Raw genomic sequence first — 18,012 nt, 5'->3', positions numbered from 1 at the left:
TTATACTTTTTTAAGAACGATCTGTTCTGCTTGTTTTTCTACAACTTTATTGAAGAATTGTTTGAATACTCCGTAGTCACTAGGATTAATCAAGGAGTTTCCTAAATTTAACTCAATACTTAGCTGCAAAAATTTACCATTTTCTTTAATGACATATTTAAATTTCGACTCGCCATCCTTAAACTCGAATATCTCACTCTTTGGCAGCGATTCTACAGCATATCCTTCAGGTAACATTATATTGATAAGGTAACTATCCTTGAACGGAAATGCAAAATCAATTGGATATTCTCTTTGTTCTAGCTTGAATGGGTTCTCATCCATTGCAAAAAATAACAGTGGGGAAAAGTAAAGGTTTCCTCCTACTTCATCGATTGCATCTGAGGCTTCGTAGTCATAAGAGATCATTACAGGCTTTGTAATATCCATGTCATTTGCAAATTCTAGATTCGATATTTCGATATCCCCCTTGTTATTTTCTAATCGTTTGATATGATCATCTGCCGAAAGATTACTATAGCTATTTCTATAATTTAATGCGAGATGTTCTGTAATGCTTTGCCTTACTTTACCCTCAATAGAGTAATCATCATTGATCTTAATATTTAAAGAGGTCGTTTCGCTTGATTGTTTTGATGGTCTTAATGAAACCCAGGTTGAATTTCCGTTGTCTCTTAATAAACGACCTTGCCAATTTAAAGTTCTGGCCGGCAATACGTTAACCATGCTATAAGGTTCTGTAGCATCAAGAAGTATATAACTATCGCCACTTTCTACCATACAAATCACATAATTGAATCCTTTTCGTGTTGGAAAAATCGGAACTCCGTTATCGCGAGTACTTACTAGAACCGGACTCGCCTTAATACCTTGAGAGCGCAACATTGCAATAAGAAGCAAGTTGATATCAGACACATTACCTTCGCCTTCACTGTAAGCTTTTTTAGTGCCCTTCATGGCCGTGTAACCGTAGAAACCGTTCCACTTCACTTTAGATTTAACATAAGACTGAAGCAATAATGCTTTTTGATAATCGTCATTACCCATTGCGGCAATTTCCTCAATATCATTTTTGAAGAAATTAGAACGATTCAACTGATTTCCAAAATCTGAATTTGCAATGATGGAACGACATACCTTATTCCAATCGGTAGAAAAAGACTTTTCTATTCCACCATAACTGTTTAGGATAGCAGAAAGTTCTAAAATCAATTTGGCTCTGTAATTATCTAAACTTCCGGCATAGGCTTCCACTTTTAGTGCAGGAATATCTACCTCGTTAGCTAACAAAACTTTTTCCTTATAGTCAAAAGAACCTTGTCCGTAATTTTTACTACCATTGAGCGTATTAGTTCTACTTCCCCCAGTGGTGGTATACTTCCCTGAAGATTCTGATACGGAACTTGTAATATTTGGATAATAAAATGCCTTTGGATTTACCTTTTTGTCGTATACATAATATTCTGGCGTTCTGAATTTAAAATCGAATTTATCGATTGGGATATTATATTGAAATATTACATCATCAACCGCTAAAAATGGCGACACAATTTTATAGCTAAATTCAATCACTGAACCTTCTTTAATATTTGGCATCGTGATGGTATTGATCTCAGTAAATTCGTTGTAATCTTCTTCAAATATGCCATCTTTTTTTAGTTTTTCTTTTTCAATTTTTCCATCTACTAAATTATAGGTGTAACCTTTCAATTTGTTCACCTTTTCCTTGTTACCTCCATTACCTTCGTAGAGATATATTTTCTCGGTAGCATAGTCAAACCCTTGCTTATTATATATTTTGATACGTTCGTGAATTTCGCGATGCTGCATAAACCCATCTGACTCGGTGTAAACAAAGTAGATTTCTTCTTTTTTGTATAATACCGCGGCATTTGCCGATGAATCTTTGGGATGTACTTTCTGTTGTAATTCGGATTTAGAAATTTTTCCAAATTTCACTTCTTGGGCGTTACTTACAAAAAAAAGAAATGAGCAAGCGATAATTAATAAGTGTTTCATTGATTTGAGTTTGTTGGTGATTAGTTGGTTTTTACAAGGACAATTTTTGTTTTGTCAAATTTTACAATCGATTTCATAAAATCTCGAAAATCTTTGTAATCTGACTTCGAATAATTTCCCTTTTTCAATATGTATGTTCTAGTGTATTTTATTTTTTGGTCATCGAGTTTTTCTAACTTATAACTATACGATCCAAATTTGGTATCGAGAGTTTCGCCTTCGCCCATGGCTTCTATTTTAAGCGATTCAGGAAATGAAATTACAAACTCATCTGTATCCTTAAAAGCGCGATCTATTTTAAAATCGAGTTTCCGATTAGAATACCGCTGCGGGATATTAGTTACTCTATTAAAAATATTTGGCTGTAAAATTAATCTAGGACCACTTTTAGAGGCATAATTTTCCGTAGATAATTTCAATTGTTCATTAAAAATAATTGCGTCTTTATCATTGTTTATTTGGATATCGTCGATAGATAAATTATTGATATGACTCCAGTAATCTTTATAGTGTAATTGTTGGTCTCTTGAGGTTTCATTCTGAATGCCTTCATGCATATTGTACTGATATCCGGTTGATGAAATAGTTACATCTGCGCTAAAGCTACCGGTTTCATCAAGAATTACTGAAGCAGTTGTATTTTGAACACTATCCTCAGCATTATAAACTTTAGTATGAACGATCTCGCCGCCGTCAGGCTTTACTAATAAGACATCTCTATCATCTGTAAATCCTGCTGTAAACCCGAAAGGATTGCTCTGACTTGTACACTCCAGAAAAATATTTTCTTCATCAGTAGGAACGCATAAAATCACGTGATTTCCTTCAGTAACGGAAAAACTAGAATCAATACTTTTTATATCATCACCGCCGTAGACTACGGTATAATACGAAGGTACATCCACAACTTCTAATAAGGCTTTCGTGTAATTTGATAGTCCTTTACAATCGCCATAACCCAGGCGATCGACTTCCATGGCGTCAATGGGTTTCCAACCCCCGATTCCTACTTGAACACTTATATAGCGTGTTTTTTCCTGTAAATAATTATAAACAATTTTGGCCCTTTCTACTTTGTCATCAATACCGTTGGTCAGTGCCTTTACTTCATCGATAACTTCTTGAGGAAGTTCGTCTGTACCCGTCAATAATCTATCGTGCATCCATTTTCCAAAATCTTGCCAGTTGTTATTTATTCCTGATACACCTTCCATACTAAAGTTGGTCATGGCAACTTTGAGTAAAGGTGTAATCTCTGATAAAGGCGGACTATAGGTTTCAAATTTGATGCCTTGGGCGTTTCTAATTTGATAGTGTCCGTCTGTTGGTTCTTCGATCTCAAAGCCACGTGTGTTTAGTTTTTTCCTGACGTCGATTTCCGTATTATTGACGATTTTATATTCTGAAAATTGCACCCCTAAATAGAAACCACCAATAGGACGCCACTGCGGCACGAAGGCTGTACTTTTATATCTTACCTCGGATGTATATTCAATGGTATACGGATAATCGATTGGTTTATATTCAAAATATTTTACACGATTATCAGAATATAAGGTTCCACCACTTACCGCACTTTGATCGGTGAAATCATTTTTTTTCACGCGCTTAATTTGATCACCATATTCGCTAAAAATCTTGATTTCCATTGACTTGATGTTGGTATTTTCATCATAAAACTCAACAGCATTAATATGGCGATCTCCATACTTATTATAAACTGTTACTATACGTTTGGTAAACACAGTCATATCGTTAAAATCATTGATCTCTACGGTCTGATTGTCGTATCGAACCACGGCATTAGAATTCTTTTTTAAATCAATCGGAACGCTGAGTGCGGTGTAATCTTCGTCTGACTGCGAAAGACAGACTATGGGAATAAGTAAAAAAAGTACAAGTCTAAAATAGGTATTTCTGTACATATTGTGATTGATTTATCGGCAATACAATATAACAAGTAAAAATGTTTTTCCAAACAAATATTGGTAGGTTTAGTCGTACTGATTAAATTTTAACAAACCCCTCAAATTTATAGATATACAAACCTTTTTTGGAGTTTTAAACTCTGTCTTTTGAATCGATTATAATCGTCACCGGACCATCGTTAATCAGTTGTACTTTCATGTCTGCACCAAACTCACCAGATTGAATTGGTGTATTTAAATCCAGTTGCAGTTTCTCTTTAAACTTTTCATAGAGCGGAATGGCTATATCTGGTTTTGCAGCCTTAATATAACTTGGTCGGTTTCCTTTTTTTGTACTTGCATGAAGCGTAAACTGACTCACTACAATGATGTCTCCACCAACATCTAAAATAGAACGGTTCATCACCATATTTTCATCTGGAAATATCCTGAGGTTAATGATCTTGTTGCAAAGCCAATCGATATCTTCGATAGCATCTTCATTGACAATTCCTACTAAAATCAGCAATCCATTTTTTATCGAGGCAACACTCTGCTTATCAATAACTACAGATGCTTCTGAAACCCTTTGAATTACAACTTTCATTCGTTATCCCAATTATCGGTTCTGTAATGTTCTTCCTCGCCTTCTAAAATTTGAAGATAGCTGCGATATCTCGAATAAGAAATCTCGTCATTTTCAAGAGCAAGTTTAACAGCACATTTTGGTTCTTTTAGATGCAAACAATTATTGAATTTACAATCTTGTTTTAAAGCAAAGAATTCTGGGAAATAATCGCCTACTTCTTCCTTTTCCATGTCAACAACGCCGAACCCTTTTATGCCTGGCGTATCAATAATTTTAGCATCGAAACTCAAATCGAACATTTCAGCAAATGTGGTTGTATGCTGCCCTTGCATGTGTTGCTCCGAGATTTCTTTGGTTTTAAGATTCAACGAAGGCTCAATAGCGTTAACTAGGGTTGATTTACCTACACCTGAATGTCCTGCAAACATGCTCACTTTGTCTAACATTAGTGATTTTACCTTGTCTATATTAAGCCCTGTCTTTGCAGAAATTTCAAAGCACTCATAGCCTATTTTCTTATAAATACTCATTAGATATTTTACCTCGAATAAGGTCTCCTCATCGTAGGTATCGATCTTATTAAAAAGCAATATGGTGTTTATAGAATAGGCCTCCGCCGTTACTAAAAAGCGATCTATAAAACTTGTAAATGTAGGTGGATTATCGATGGTGATTAAAAGAAATACCTGATCGATATTTGCAGCTATGATATGTGTTTGTTTCGAAAGTTTAACTGAGCGCCTTACAATGTAGTTGCTACGTTCTTCAATTCTATTTATAACGCCAGTTTCTTTATTGTTTTTGGTTTCAATTTCAAACTGAACCTTATCTCCAACGGCAATTGGATTAGTACTTTTTATGTCTTGAATTCTAAACTTTCCTTTAATTCGACATTCGAAGAACTTACCGTTCATAGTTTTAACGGTATACCAACTTCCGGTAGATTTATAAACTGTTCCTGTCATTCATCAAATTAATAGTAACAAAGTAACGACATTTAACCAAAAAGTCATTAATTTAAAGCACACAAAACTTAAATCAACAATTATGAAAAAAAATTTCTTATTTATCGCAGCCATTGCTGTAGGACTTATTTCATTTTCTTTTATTAACAAAAGTGATTCTAACGAAGAAAAACCGGTTGCTGCATACGAGTATAAGGTAGTTACAGTGGTAGAATCTATCGTTCCGAATGGGCTAGGTCGTTCTCGAATGATCTCCGCTAATGAGGTAAAAGACTTTCAAGAGTACACAACAACCAGATCTGGCGATAAAGACAAGGATGAAAAAAACAAATCTAAAAGAGGGGAAATTCGAATTAAAGATTACGAAGAAACTAAACTTTTAAACTTTTATAACTTAGGTGGTATTCGCTTTCAGAATATAGCTGCCAATGACGCTATTATGACGTCTAAGATCAATACCATGATTGCCGAAGGTTGGGAACTGGTTTTCATTAACACTGGTGTTGAAAGTGTCGGTGGTAAAGGCGACAACAAAGGAATCTTTATTACCAGATATACTTTCAGAAAATAAATATAGACTCAATTATATTTTTGAAAAGCTCGCAATTGCGGGCTTTTTTTAATTACATATTTCACGCTTTAAAAAAGACCATTCACATTTCATTTTGACCGTTTCACATAAAAACTAAGTAGACCGCCCTTATTTGTAAAATAACTTTGTACAAGAATTAAAACAGAGATTTATAACCACACTAAATATTTGAATTATGAGAACTTTAAAACACACATTAGGCATTAGTTTAATACTTATCTTTTTAGTTTTTCCGAGCGAACTAAGTGGGCAAAAACGAGACACCAAAAGAGGTAATGGTGTAAAAACTGAACGTATTGGAACTAACAAAAAAGTAGGTACTAATCACCACAGGCACAATGACAGATATAGAACACAACCTGTAAGGCGAAATCCTCATTACAGATATCCACGACACAGAAGAGTAATAAGAACCTTACCAAGACACCATGTAAGAATCGTCTATAGAGGACTACCATATTTTTACTATTCAGGAATTTATTATACTCAATATGGTGACGAATATATCGTAGTTATGCCACCTGTAGGCTTCAGAATAGGAGTCTTACCAGTTGGATATGTTAGAATTGTTATTGGTCCTTCAATATATTTTTACCACTCAGGAATTTATTACATTGAAAATACTGAATCTGATAACGAGGATGAAAAGTATGAAGTCGTTACACCAGAAATCGGCACAATAGTGTCTGAAATACATGAAGATTCTGAAGAAGTCGTAATTGATGGAAAAACATACTATGAGTACAATGACATACTCTACAAGAAAGTTACCGATAACGAAAAAGTGACTTACGAAGTAGTCTATAATTAAATCTATTTACTAATTTTAAAAAAATATTAAGCACCATGAAAACTTCATTAAAATTAACCGTTCTCCTTTTAGGTTTTGGGTATATGATAAATGCTCAAAACACCAAAGAAGCGATACAGAATACTAAACAAATAGTTGAAGGCAAAAAAATGCTAGAACGTGATGTTAAAGAATTGGAAGCATTTAAAACAAAATTAGCACTCTTTAATACCGCTTTTGACACTAAAGATTCAACTCAGGTTAACAAACTGAAAGCGAATATCATCACAGATATGATCAGGGAAGTAGAGCAAAGTGGCGCGAAAGCAAAACAAGCGAGAAGAGAAATTGCGCAAAGTTCAGCAGAAGTTCGATCTGAACGTAGAGAAATTAGAGATAACAGAGAAGATTCTGAAAATGGAAGGTTTGACAGAAATGACGATAAAAGAGATATGGCGCGTGATCGAGCAAATAAAAGAGACGATAAAAGAGACCGTCGTGATGATGTTAGAGATTTTCAACAACAGATTGATAGAGCCGAACAACAAGCAAATATTTTAAAAACTCTGAAGGCTTACAGTTTTAATTTTGACAACGGTGACGACGCGCAAGCCAAAAAACAGTTAGTCTTAGAATTCGTTAATACAATGAAACAAGATATTGAAGCTACAAAACGTGAACTTGCCGAAGACAACAGAGAACGAAAAGAAGATCGCAGAGAGCGACGAGATGACAGAAACGAGCGTGATGAAAAAGACACCAAAAGAAAGCGACGCCGCGGTTAATGGACTTATTTTAAAATTAATACAGAACCTCTTGCGCACCGCAAGAGGTTTTTTTTCTATCCATTAAATTAATTTGAGAAACTTCAAAATCATATATTTTAACTAATTTCCATTTTTATAGTATTCAACCTTTCGATCTAAAATTGAAAAACATAGTAGTTAAACAATCCACATTAATTTCTATTGCATTATTAATTGCATTTCTGGTAAACCTACCTCGAATTCTAGAATTATATGAGGTGTTCGATAGTATCAGTAAATCCTTTAATCAAGTATCTATAAATGATGTTCTTACCAGAGTGATTTTCTTATCTGTCTATGCCTGGATTGGGTTACAACTAAATACCAATTGGATCCATACACTATTCAGATCTAATAAAATCCTAAACGCTCTTGTTACCACGATGACCAATATCGTTCTATTTTTTGCAACCGTATTTTTGTTCTTTTTTATACATCGTGTTAGCACAAATTCGGCCCTAGACACTACAAATAGAGGGATGGTCTACTTTGTCTATTTTACAATTTTGGTCATCGTTATCTTTATATCAAGGATATTGAGATTTCAGATTATTCATCGCAATGATTTAGCTGAGAAAGAACTATTAAAACAGCAAAGCCTTCAGAATGAAATTACCGCATTAAAAAATCAGATCAATCCTCACTTTTTATTCAATGCTTTAAATTCTCTTAATTCATTAGTAAGAGGCAACGATGAAGCCACAACTTTTGTGAATGAACTTGCATACATGTACCGCTACATTCTACAGAGCGGGCAGCAAGATCTGACAACTGTTAAGGAAGAACTCAAATTTTTAAATAGCTATATCTATCTCATTAAAGCAAGGTATCGAGATCGGTTTTCAATAGAAATAAATATACCAGAAGATTCAATGAGAAAAAGCCTACCTACCCTAAGTTTGCAATTATTAGTAGAAAACGCCATAAAGCATAACGAAATATCAGAAGCTCACCCTTTAAATGTTTCGATTTATATGAAAGACGAAATGCTAGTTGTGGAAAATAAAATAAGACCCAGAGCAACTTTAGTTCATAGCACCGGTAAAGGACTTGAAAATATTAATAAGCGCTACAAGCTACTAATGGGTGAACATATCACTATTTCAGATCACAATAATATATTTATTGTTAAATTACCTCTAATCCAAAATATATGAAAGTTGTAATTGTTGAAGACGAAATTGCTGCTGCCGAAAATCTGATCTACATATTAGACAACATAGATGCCGAAATCGAAGTTTTAAAAACAATAGACTCAGTGAAATCTGCAGTGACCTATTTTTCAGAATCGCCAGACGCAGATCTGATATTTATGGATATTCATTTAGCAGATGGTATTTCCTTTCAGATCTTTGATCAGGTAGAAATTAAAACACCCATAATATTTACTACAGCTTATGATCAATACGCGATTCAGGCTTTTCAAGTGAATAGTATCAACTATTTACTAAAACCTCTTCAGAAAGAAGAAATTTCAAATGCAATAGATAAGTATAAAGAGACACAAGGAACAACTGCACAATCCCAGCCAAATCTCAATGCGTTAATGCAACTCTTAGATACTTCCATCGCCAATTACAAAGCAACTTATCTGGTTCAGAAACGCGACGAACTCATCCCAATAAAAACAGATAATATTGCCTATTTCTCGATAGATTCTGGCGTTGTTAAAGCTACAACAATTGACAATCAAAAATATGTGATCAACAAGAAGCTAGAAGACATTGAAGCCGAACTAGACCCAAAATTATTTATGCGCGTGAATCGCCAATTTATATTGAACAAATCTGCGATCGTTAAAATCAAATTTTACTTTAATGGTAAGCTGATAATAATTACGCAACCACCTCACAAAGACCGCATCGTTGTTAGTAAAGGGAAATCTAATGCCGTTAAAAGCTGGATAAACTCTTAGTTTGAAATAATTCGAAGAGAGTTAAGGTTATTTCACCTCTATTTTAAGACGTTTCAGTGTATAATTTCTTAATTTTAAATGCATTTCAAACTACTTTTGAATTAGAAAAACTAACTATCATGAAAACTATCCAACTATTATTCGTTACCCTATCAATGCTCACTTGCATGACGCTTTGTGGCCAGTCTAATAAACAACTTGAACGTGAAAAGAACAAGGTTGAAGTATTTACAGTTGAAGAACGCGCAAACCTGCAATTATATTTCTATGAAAAAACCAAAGCTATGAACCTCTCTGAGGAGGTTGAAGAGGAATACTATATGTATATTTTACAATATGTATATGATATGCAGCGCCTTAATGATAAAGACAAAGATTACACAGATGAGGAAATCAAGACAGAATTGACCAAACTTATCAGTAAAATAGATGCTAAAGTTAAACCCATATTAACAGACGACCAATTTAAAATGCATAAGGCAAATTGGGAAGCGCTATTAAAATCAGTTTACCTTAAGAATGGTTGGGAATGGTCTGAAGAATAGCTAAAAAAAGCTCTCAATTGCGGGCTTTTTTTATCCGCGTATTGCTTTTATTGCCTGTAGAGGTTCTCCATCTGCAACAATATTAATAATGTAAAAACCCTGAGCGCATTGGGACAAATCAATAGTAAGATCTTCTCCGAATTTTTGATAAGTAAATTTATTTATGATTTGGCCTGATATGTTGACCACAGAAATTTTAATCGCATCGTAATCTTCATATAGTTTTAATTTGAAAATGCCATTTGAAGAAGGATTTGGGTATAATATTAGTCTATTACCATCTTCAGTATTATCAAATTCCCTTTCTAATATTGGCTTAACTTCACGGGTACTTCCGAAACACCTGAAAATAGATTCTTTGTTTACTGCCACTAGGTATCCTACAATTTCAACTTCATCAAAGCTATCAGTGATTAATTCAATATTTAAATCATTGCCGTCTGTTACAATCACCTCTTTGGTTTTATACCCCAAATAAGAAACTGCTAAAGTATCGCCTTGCTTTGCGTTAAGCGTAAAGTCTCCATTTATATCTGTAGCCATTCCAGATGTAGTGTGTTTTATATAAACACTAGCAGATTCTAAGGGGATTGAATCGCTGAATACTTGGCCTTTAATTGTAATTTGAGAAAAAATTTGAGTCGTAAAAAAAAGAACTAATAAGCTAAAAAGTAGTTTCATTGAGATGTTTTGGTGTTGGTTAATACCCCAAACCTAAACGCAAATTTTAGCTTGTAAAACGAAAAATGCGTCAGCACGCCGTTTCAATGAGTGAATACACAAAAACAAAAAGGCTCGCAGTTGCGAGCCTTTTTTATTAATGATTAATAATTTCTTCCTGATGGTTAATCGATTCCTGGTGAATCGCTTTAAACATCCTTAGAATAAACTCTTCACTTAGATTTTTCTCTTCACCTTCAAGGATCATTTTACCTAAGATCTCATTCCAACGTTTATTCTGTAAAACTGCAACGTTGTGCTTTTTCTTAAGGCTACCAATGTCTTCAACGACTTGCATTCGTTTCCCTAATATTTCAATAAGTTGGTGATCGATCACATCGATCTTGGTTCTCAATGTGTTGATCTTGTTTTTAAACTCTGCTGCCTCACCTACTTCTTTTCTAATACGTAGATCTTCAGTGTATTTAATTAAAGTATCTGGTGTAATTTGCTGTGCGGCATCACTCCAAGCATTATCAGGATCGTGATGTGTTTCAATCATTAATCCATCGTAGTTAAGGTCTAATGCTGTCTGACTCAGATCAAAAATAATATCACGTCGCCCTGCAATGTGCGAAGGATCTAATATCAATGGTAAATCTGGAAAACGGCTTTGCAAATCTACGGCTAATTGCCACTCCGGATTGTTTCTGTAGCGTGTTTTTTCATAAGTTGAAAACCCTCTATGAATCACACCAAGATTTTTTACATCTGCCGTGTAAAACCGCTCAACAGCTCCTAACCAAAGTGATAAATCGGGATTCACTGGGTTTTTGATCAAAACAGGTTTATCGGTACCTTTTAATGCATCTGCGATATCCTGAACAATAAATGGACTTACAGTTGTTCTTGCTCCGATCCAAAGGATATCGACATCGTGCTTCAGTGCTAATTCAACATGATTAGGGTTGGCCACTTCGGTAGTGATCAACATTCCGGTTTCTTCTTTTGCCTTTTGAAGCCACTTTAATCCAAGTGCCCCAACGCCTTCAAAATTTCCTGGTCGGGTTCTTGGTTTCCAAATTCCTGCTCTAAAAACTGTGGCATCACTATCTTTTAATTGGTGTGCTATATGAAGCACTTGCTGTTCGGTTTCTGCACTACATGGTCCGGCAATTACCAACGGATGCTCTAAGTTGAAAGCATCTAACCAATTTCTCAATTCTTTTTTATTCTCCATAGGACTATTAATCTTCTTTCTTTTTCTAAATTTTTACTGTATTCCGTTCAATATATCTTTAATGTGATTTGTAGTTTCCATTTCATTGTAAACGGCCTCAAAATCACCTTTTTCCATTAGTTGTTTAAAATGTTGAAGGTTGCTGATGTACTCGTCTAAAGTTTCAATTACGTTGGTTTTATTCTGTTCGAAAATAGGCGTCCACATGGCTGGTGAACTTTTTGCCAAACGTACTGTACTTTCAAAACCACTGCCCGCCATATCGAAAATATCGCGTTCGTTCTTTTCTTTTTCAATCACCGTTTTACCAAGCATAAACGAGCTTATGTGCGATAAGTGCGAAACGTAAGCAATGTGTTTGTCGTGGGCTTTGGGGTTCATATAGCGAATACGCATTCCGAGATCTGAAAATAATTTCAATGCTTTCTCCTGAAGTTTGAATGCTGTTTCTTCAACCTCACATATAATATTTGTTTTGTTTTTGTAGAGGCCATGCAATGCAGCTTTAGGCCCAGAGTACTCCGTACCAGCTATTGGGTGTGCCGCTAGGAAATTACGACGCTTAGGGTGGTGTTTTACCTTAAGGCAGATGTCTTCTTTGGTGGAACCAGCATCAAAAACAATGGCACTGTCAGAAACCTGATCCAATACTTTTGGCAAAACCTGAAGGGTTGCATCCACAGGAATAGCGATGATCACTAAATCCGCTTTATCTAAGTCTTCAAAATCTGCTTTTTTATCAATGATCTTTAAGTCGAGCGCCTCATTTAAATGGTCTTCGTTATTATCGATTCCGTAGATAATACCATCCGAATTTTGCGCTTTAATATCTAATGCAAAACTCCCTCCAATTAATCCTACTCCAATGACAAAAATATTCTCCATATTCGCTAAACTCTTGCTATTGCCTCTTCAATTATCTTTTCTGGTGCACATAATGAAAATCGTACGTAGCCTTCACCGTTAGTGCCAAAAACTGTTCCAGGTGTAATAAAAATAGAATGCTCTTTCAGTACGAGATCCGAAAATTCTTCTGATTTTATATGGGGTGGTAATTTTGCCCAAACAAACATTCCGGTGGCATATTCATCGTATGTGCAGTTTAATGCTTCAGCCAATTTCCAAATAAGCTCACGTCTTTGTTCGTAAACACTGTTCAAACTTACAAACCACATGTCTGAACATTTTAAAGCTTCAATGGCACCTTTCTGCACGCCGTAAAACATCCCGGAATCCATATTGCTCTTCACCTTTAAAACTGCCGAAAGATGTTCGTAACTTCCTACCACCATTCCAACGCGCCATCCGGCCATATTGAATGTTTTACTAAACGAATTCAATTCTAAGCACACCGATTTAGCATTGTTATAACGCATAATGCTGATTGGTTTTTCATTCAAAACGAAGCTATATGGGTTATCATTAACAATGAGAATATTATGGCGTTTCCCAAAAGCAATTACTTCATCGTAAAATTTATTCGGTGCATTTGCGCCAGTTGGCATATGCGGATAATTGATCCACATGATTTTTACTTTACTAAGGTCTAAACGTTCAAGTGCTATAAAATCTGGCAACCAATGATTCTCTTCTGTAAGATCATAAAGTACCGGTTTAGCCTCCAAAAGTTTAGTTACAGCGGCATAAGTTGGATAGCCAGGATTTGGAACTAACACCTCATCACCTTTATTCAAAAAAGCCATTGAAATATGCATTATACCTTCCTTACTTCCTAGCAAAGGCAAAACTTCTGTTTGCCCACTAATACTTACCTTATAGCGCGATTTATAGAAATTAGCGATCTCATCTCGAAGTTCAGGAAGCCCTTGATAACTCTGATATTTATGAGCTCCTTCTTCGTCTAAACTGTCTTTCAGAAGCATTGATGCTTTGAAAGGTGGTTCAAGATCAGGGCTACCAATACCCAGATTAATAATTGGTTTTCCCTGTGATTTTAAGAATGCAACTTCCCTTAATTTCTTAGAGAAATAGTATTCTTCAACATGTTTTAATCGATCAGCTACCTCAATCATAATCTTGCATTTTTATATTCGCCTAATACCTTGAAATTTTCTGCCATGAGCTGCATTATTGAATTCGCTTTGGCGTAGTCTTTATAGTCTTCAAAGGTAACATCTACAAAGAAAGCATACTTCCACGGTGTTTCTATTTTTGGTAATGACTGAATTTTAGTAAGGTTGAGTTTACAATCACTCATAACATTTAAGATCGTAGCTAAACTACCGCGCTTGTGATCTAATTGAAATTTTAAGGATGCTTTATTGACTTCACTTTCTTCAAAAATATGGTTTTGTCGTCTTACAATTACAAAGCGCGTTTCATTGTGTTTTATCGTTTGAATACCTTCAGCCAAAATTTCAAGTCCATATAACTGAGCCGCATTTTTGCTTGCGATGGCAGCTATTCCTTCAATATTGCCATCTGAAATTTGCTTCGCAACATCGGCTGTATCCTTCGCCTCAACCAACTTTATATGTGGATAATCTTTCAAAAACACCTTACACTGCAATAAGGCCATTGGGTGCGAATGCACTTCTTTAATCGAGTCGATGGTTTCACCTTTCAGGGCTAATAAATTGTGCTCAATTTCTAAATAGTATTCTCCAACAATGTGTAAGTTATGATTATCGATGAGCGCATAGTTAGGTATAATGGACCCAGCAATAGAATTTTCCAAAGCCATAACGATATTATCTGTATCGCCATTAATGAGACTGTCCACAGCACTATCAAAAGACATGCATTCTACCACTTCAGTCTTCATATTGAAGTATTGCTGTGCCACCTCATGATGAAATGAGCCTTTTATACCTTGTATAGCTATTGGTTTTGTCATAATAAAAAAGTCTCGACTTAATCGAGACTTTTATAAATTATATTTAAATAAAACATACTCAGCCTCGTTCCTTTACTTAAAAAAGAAATAAAACCAGTTATAATATGTTTTAGATATATTCATTCTTATTAATTAAGTGGCTAATGTAGTTAATATTTTTACAATTCAAAATTGTTAACTCGGCTTTTTTAGCAATTGACCTTAGTTTTAAAGATTTGATAATAAACATTGAGCCCTATTATATATTACTTATTTTTGACTAAACTTTCTTGATAATGTCCATCGAAGTAAAAAACATCACAAAGCTTTATAAAGATCAAAAGGCACTTAATGATGTCTCATTTAAGGTAAATTCTGCCGAGATCGTTGGCTTTTTAGGGCCAAATGGCGCCGGAAAATCAACCATGATGAAGATTTTAACAACCTTTATTGAAGCTTCTGATGGCGATGCAAGTGTTAATGGTTTTGATGTTAATTCTGAAAAGAAAAATGTTCAAAGCAGCGTGGGGTATTTACCCGAACACAATCCGCTATATACAGAATTATTTGTTAGAGAATACCTCAGTTTTAACGCCAACGTTTACGGAACGCCAAAATCTAGAATCGAAGAGGTTATTGAATTAACTGGCCTTACTCCAGAAGCACATAAGAAAATCGGGCAATTATCTAAGGGTTACCGTCAGCGTGTTGGTTTGGCGAATGCACTGCTTCACAATCCTGATGTGTTAATTTTAGATGAACCTACAACCGGATTAGATCCTAACCAATTAGTTGAAATTAGAAATCTCATCAGAACCATTGGTAAAGAAAAAACAGTTTTTCTTTCTACCCACATTATGCAAGAAGTTGAGGCCATGTGCGACCGTGTAATCATCATCAACAAAGGTGAAGTTGTTGCAGATAAGTACCTTAAAGATCTCCGCGAAGGCCAAGATCAAGTGGTAGTTGTGGAATTTGATTATCGAGTTGAAGATGCTTTTTTATTGAAACTTCCGCAAGTAGCGTCGGTTAAAAACCCTAGTGGATTTGTATATGAGATCACCTTTTCTACAACAACAGATATGCGTTCTCATGTCTTTGATTTTGCTCACGATAACGACTTAAAAATTCTTCAGCTCAATCAGAAAAATACGAGTCTTGAAAGTTTATTCAGGGAGTTAACTAGTTAAAAATTAACTGTCCGGTATAAATGCGCTCAACGTCTACCAACGGTGGCTCGTTAACTGCAATAGCGTTGCCAGTGCCTCTTAGAATTCCTGTTAATGATTGAATAGGATTAATTATCATATCGTTACTTCCTCGATGACTGATTTCTACATCTTGTGCTATAAGATTTTCACCTTCAAATCGTCCCGAACCAGAAAAGAAACCAACAAATAGTTCATCTGTTGAACCATCGATAAAGAAAGACGAAATATTGTTTGAAGTAATATTCAAACTTTGGTTATTCACGGTAAGCCTAAAATCCCCAACGGTAAAGGCAACACTTTCATTAAAATCCTCAGAAATTAAACTCAGGCTAGGATAAGTTAGCACCCCTTGAGAAGACACTTCGTATTGTGATGAATTTCGAATTTCGGTGATGTTAGGGGCTTCAACATAAACTTTGGTTATACCATAGTCTCGTACAAAATTGCACGTATTATCGTCTGTGAGCACCAATCGGTTTCCAATAACTTCCGCTTTTACATCATTCAAAAGATTTTCTCCAGTTTCTATCGTAACTTTATATTCGTCAGCCTGAATAACGATCAATTCAATATCTCTATTGACCAAAATTCTTTCAAAAGAAGAAACCATCACTTCTTCCTGGATGATATCACCCGCGGTCTGAAAGCAATCGTTGGCATCTTCGCTATTGCAAGCAAAACAAAAAAATAATAGGATGTAAATAAGTCTTCTCATACTTCAATTATTAGTTTCTGCATATTGCGGATTGATATACTTCATAACCTTACTCCAATTCCAAATTCTACAGCTTCGGCCTTTGCACCATGAGATTTTAGGGTCATGGCACCAAAGAATTTATTTCCAAAATAGCGTTTTAAACCTATTCTGATATATGTTCTGCCTTCAAAATCAAAAGGGTAATAAACATAATATCCTAGCTGCGTTTCAATAGACATTTTGTTTATAAATAACTCGTGACCAACAAAAAGTCCGACCCGCTTAAAATCTTCATCGCCACTAACATTCAACTCAGGAAATGATACTGATTGATAGTAAATTAATTCCTTTAAAAAATTAGAAAAGAACAAGTCTGCACCAACTTGTATAGCACTTACATGACTCAATCTTTTATCTGCATAGGCCGATAGTATATAAAAAGGAAACTGTCCGCTACCGATAATGTCACTTTGGTTAACACCAGTTCTGAAGGCTATATTGTATTTAATGCGTTCGGTAAACTTTTCGTCATCCAAATCATCAATATACTCTGAATTTTCTTCATCGAGATCGTAGGTCAATCCAACATTGAGGGTAATGGTATTGATACTCGTATTTGGCGCCTTTACATTAGCATTTGAATAATGAATTAGCGATAAACCACCTTCAAGACCAAAGCGATCGAAAATTCTCTGCTTTTTATAATTCAACATCACATAGGTGGAACTCAAGAAATGAGAACCAAAAGCTATGTTCTTGAAGTTTTCTTCTTTGTCGTATGGATTGGTATTGTAAGCTATTCCTTGTCCGACCCTCAACATAAGATGCCGTTTGAAAAAGTAAAAATTATAATGGGCGTACAGACCATAATTATTACCAAGAACTTCGTTTTTCAAATTTTGAAAAATGAAAGAAGCTCCATAATCAGGATAATTATACCGTTGTTGCCAGTCTTCTGTCCCGAAAGTTTTCTTATTCCAACTTAAGATAACTCCTTCTGGATGACCATTTATAAGATGAAGGATATCGTTATTATGAAGCGCAATATTACCTGAAAAATAGTTGAGGTCGAAATAAGTGTCGGTGCCCTTCTTATCTTGTGAAAATAACACAAGTCCAAGTAAGCAAATAAAACTCGTAAGTCTAAACTTCATAGAAAATCTGTTACTGACAAAAGTAATAGATTATTTAATTTATGAAGAAAGCAACTAATAAAGAAATTGCTGCAATTGCCAATAGT

18 protein-coding genes are annotated in these 18,012 nt (G+C 35.0%); 7 read left to right on the top strand and 11 right to left on the bottom strand.

The annotated features are described in order from the left end of the window. The 4 genes from DDY94_RS14555 to rsgA all read right to left on the bottom strand — a co-directional run bounded on the left by DDY94_RS14555 (position 1) and on the right by rsgA (position 5,480). Positions 1-2,019, bottom strand: coding sequence for a DUF3857 domain-containing protein (locus DDY94_RS14555; RefSeq protein ID WP_111685269.1), 2,019 nt, complete (start codon positions 2,017-2,019; stop codon positions 1-3). A 20-nt stretch (positions 2,020-2,039) separates the two neighbouring features. After that, positions 2,040-3,944: a DUF3857 domain-containing protein gene (locus tag DDY94_RS14550; protein WP_111685266.1), complete on the bottom strand. Its 1,905-nt coding sequence runs from the start codon at positions 3,942-3,944 to the stop codon at positions 2,040-2,042. Between the two features lie 136 nt (positions 3,945-4,080). Further along, the gene (gene dtd, locus DDY94_RS14545) at positions 4,081-4,533 is read right to left on the bottom strand and encodes a D-aminoacyl-tRNA deacylase (RefSeq protein ID WP_111685264.1); all 453 of its coding nucleotides are present in this window, start codon (positions 4,531-4,533) and stop codon (positions 4,081-4,083) included. After that, a complete protein-coding gene (rsgA, locus tag DDY94_RS14540) occupies positions 4,530-5,480 on the bottom strand; it encodes a ribosome small subunit-dependent GTPase A (RefSeq protein WP_111685262.1) in 951 nt (316 codons plus the stop codon). The genes dtd and rsgA overlap by 4 nt, the downstream gene beginning before the upstream one ends. Before the next feature lie 82 nt (positions 5,481-5,562). Between rsgA and DDY94_RS14535 the strand changes: the two genes are divergently transcribed. The 6 genes from DDY94_RS14535 (at position 5,563) to DDY94_RS14510 (ending at position 10,128) form a co-directional block, all read left to right on the top strand. Beyond that, a complete protein-coding gene (locus DDY94_RS14535) occupies positions 5,563-6,051 on the top strand; it encodes a hypothetical protein (RefSeq protein WP_232817880.1) in 489 nt (162 codons plus the stop codon). 196 nt (positions 6,052-6,247) lie between these two features. Next, positions 6,248-6,883: a DUF6515 family protein gene (locus DDY94_RS14530; RefSeq protein WP_111685260.1), complete on the top strand. Its 636-nt coding sequence runs from the start codon at positions 6,248-6,250 to the stop codon at positions 6,881-6,883. A 35-nt stretch (positions 6,884-6,918) separates the two neighbouring features. Next, positions 6,919-7,647, top strand: coding sequence for a hypothetical protein (locus tag DDY94_RS14525; protein ID WP_111685258.1), 729 nt, complete (start codon positions 6,919-6,921; stop codon positions 7,645-7,647). A gap of 143 nt (positions 7,648-7,790) precedes the next feature. Next, a complete protein-coding gene (locus DDY94_RS14520; RefSeq protein WP_111685256.1) occupies positions 7,791-8,825 on the top strand; it encodes a sensor histidine kinase in 1,035 nt (344 codons plus the stop codon). Further along, a complete protein-coding gene (locus DDY94_RS14515) occupies positions 8,822-9,583 on the top strand; it encodes a LytR/AlgR family response regulator transcription factor (protein ID WP_111685254.1) in 762 nt (253 codons plus the stop codon). Before DDY94_RS14520 ends, DDY94_RS14515 begins: the two co-directional genes overlap by 4 nt. Before the next feature lie 119 nt (positions 9,584-9,702). After that, on the top strand, positions 9,703-10,128 hold the full coding sequence (locus tag DDY94_RS14510; RefSeq protein WP_157957339.1) for a hypothetical protein: 426 nt from the start codon (positions 9,703-9,705) through the stop codon (positions 10,126-10,128). Between the two features lie 30 nt (positions 10,129-10,158). On the opposite strand, the gene DDY94_RS14505 is transcribed toward DDY94_RS14510, so the two are convergent. From DDY94_RS14505 to DDY94_RS14485, 5 genes are all read right to left on the bottom strand, one after another. Next, on the bottom strand, positions 10,159-10,809 hold the full coding sequence (locus tag DDY94_RS14505; RefSeq protein ID WP_111685250.1) for a carboxypeptidase-like regulatory domain-containing protein: 651 nt from the start codon (positions 10,807-10,809) through the stop codon (positions 10,159-10,161). 136 nt (positions 10,810-10,945) lie between these two features. Further along, positions 10,946-12,028 carry a bifunctional 3-deoxy-7-phosphoheptulonate synthase/chorismate mutase type II gene (locus tag DDY94_RS14500; RefSeq protein ID WP_111685248.1) on the bottom strand — a complete coding sequence of 361 codons (1,083 nt, stop codon included), beginning with the start codon at positions 12,026-12,028 and terminating at the stop codon, positions 10,946-10,948. A 33-nt stretch (positions 12,029-12,061) separates the two neighbouring features. After that, on the bottom strand, positions 12,062-12,913 hold the full coding sequence (locus tag DDY94_RS14495) for a prephenate dehydrogenase (RefSeq protein WP_111685246.1): 852 nt from the start codon (positions 12,911-12,913) through the stop codon (positions 12,062-12,064). Between the two features lie 5 nt (positions 12,914-12,918). Next, positions 12,919-14,061 carry a pyridoxal phosphate-dependent aminotransferase gene (locus DDY94_RS14490; protein WP_111685244.1) on the bottom strand — a complete coding sequence of 381 codons (1,143 nt, stop codon included), beginning with the start codon at positions 14,059-14,061 and terminating at the stop codon, positions 12,919-12,921. Next, a complete protein-coding gene (locus tag DDY94_RS14485; RefSeq protein ID WP_111685242.1) occupies positions 14,058-14,885 on the bottom strand; it encodes a prephenate dehydratase in 828 nt (275 codons plus the stop codon). The genes DDY94_RS14490 and DDY94_RS14485 overlap by 4 nt, the downstream gene beginning before the upstream one ends. A 275-nt stretch (positions 14,886-15,160) precedes the next feature. On the opposite strand from DDY94_RS14485, the gene gldA reads away from it, so the two are divergent. Then, positions 15,161-16,054, top strand: coding sequence for a gliding motility-associated ABC transporter ATP-binding subunit GldA (gene gldA / locus DDY94_RS14480; protein WP_111685240.1), 894 nt, complete (start codon positions 15,161-15,163; stop codon positions 16,052-16,054). Here gldA and DDY94_RS14475 read toward each other — a convergent pair. After that, positions 16,047-16,790 (bottom strand): head GIN domain-containing protein, encoded by a 744-nt coding sequence (locus DDY94_RS14475; RefSeq protein ID WP_111685238.1) that lies wholly within the window; start codon positions 16,788-16,790, stop codon positions 16,047-16,049. The genes gldA and DDY94_RS14475 overlap by 8 nt on opposite strands. A gap of 41 nt (positions 16,791-16,831) precedes the next feature. Beyond that, the gene (locus tag DDY94_RS14470) at positions 16,832-17,926 is read right to left on the bottom strand and encodes an acyloxyacyl hydrolase (RefSeq protein WP_111685236.1); all 1,095 of its coding nucleotides are present in this window, start codon (positions 17,924-17,926) and stop codon (positions 16,832-16,834) included. Positions 17,927-18,012: the final 86 nt, after the last annotated feature.

This window comes from Winogradskyella tangerina (genome assembly GCF_003260205.1).
Lineage (GTDB): Bacteria > Bacteroidota > Bacteroidia > Flavobacteriales > Flavobacteriaceae > Winogradskyella > Winogradskyella tangerina.
This window is presented reverse-complemented; position numbering and strand designations above follow the sequence as displayed.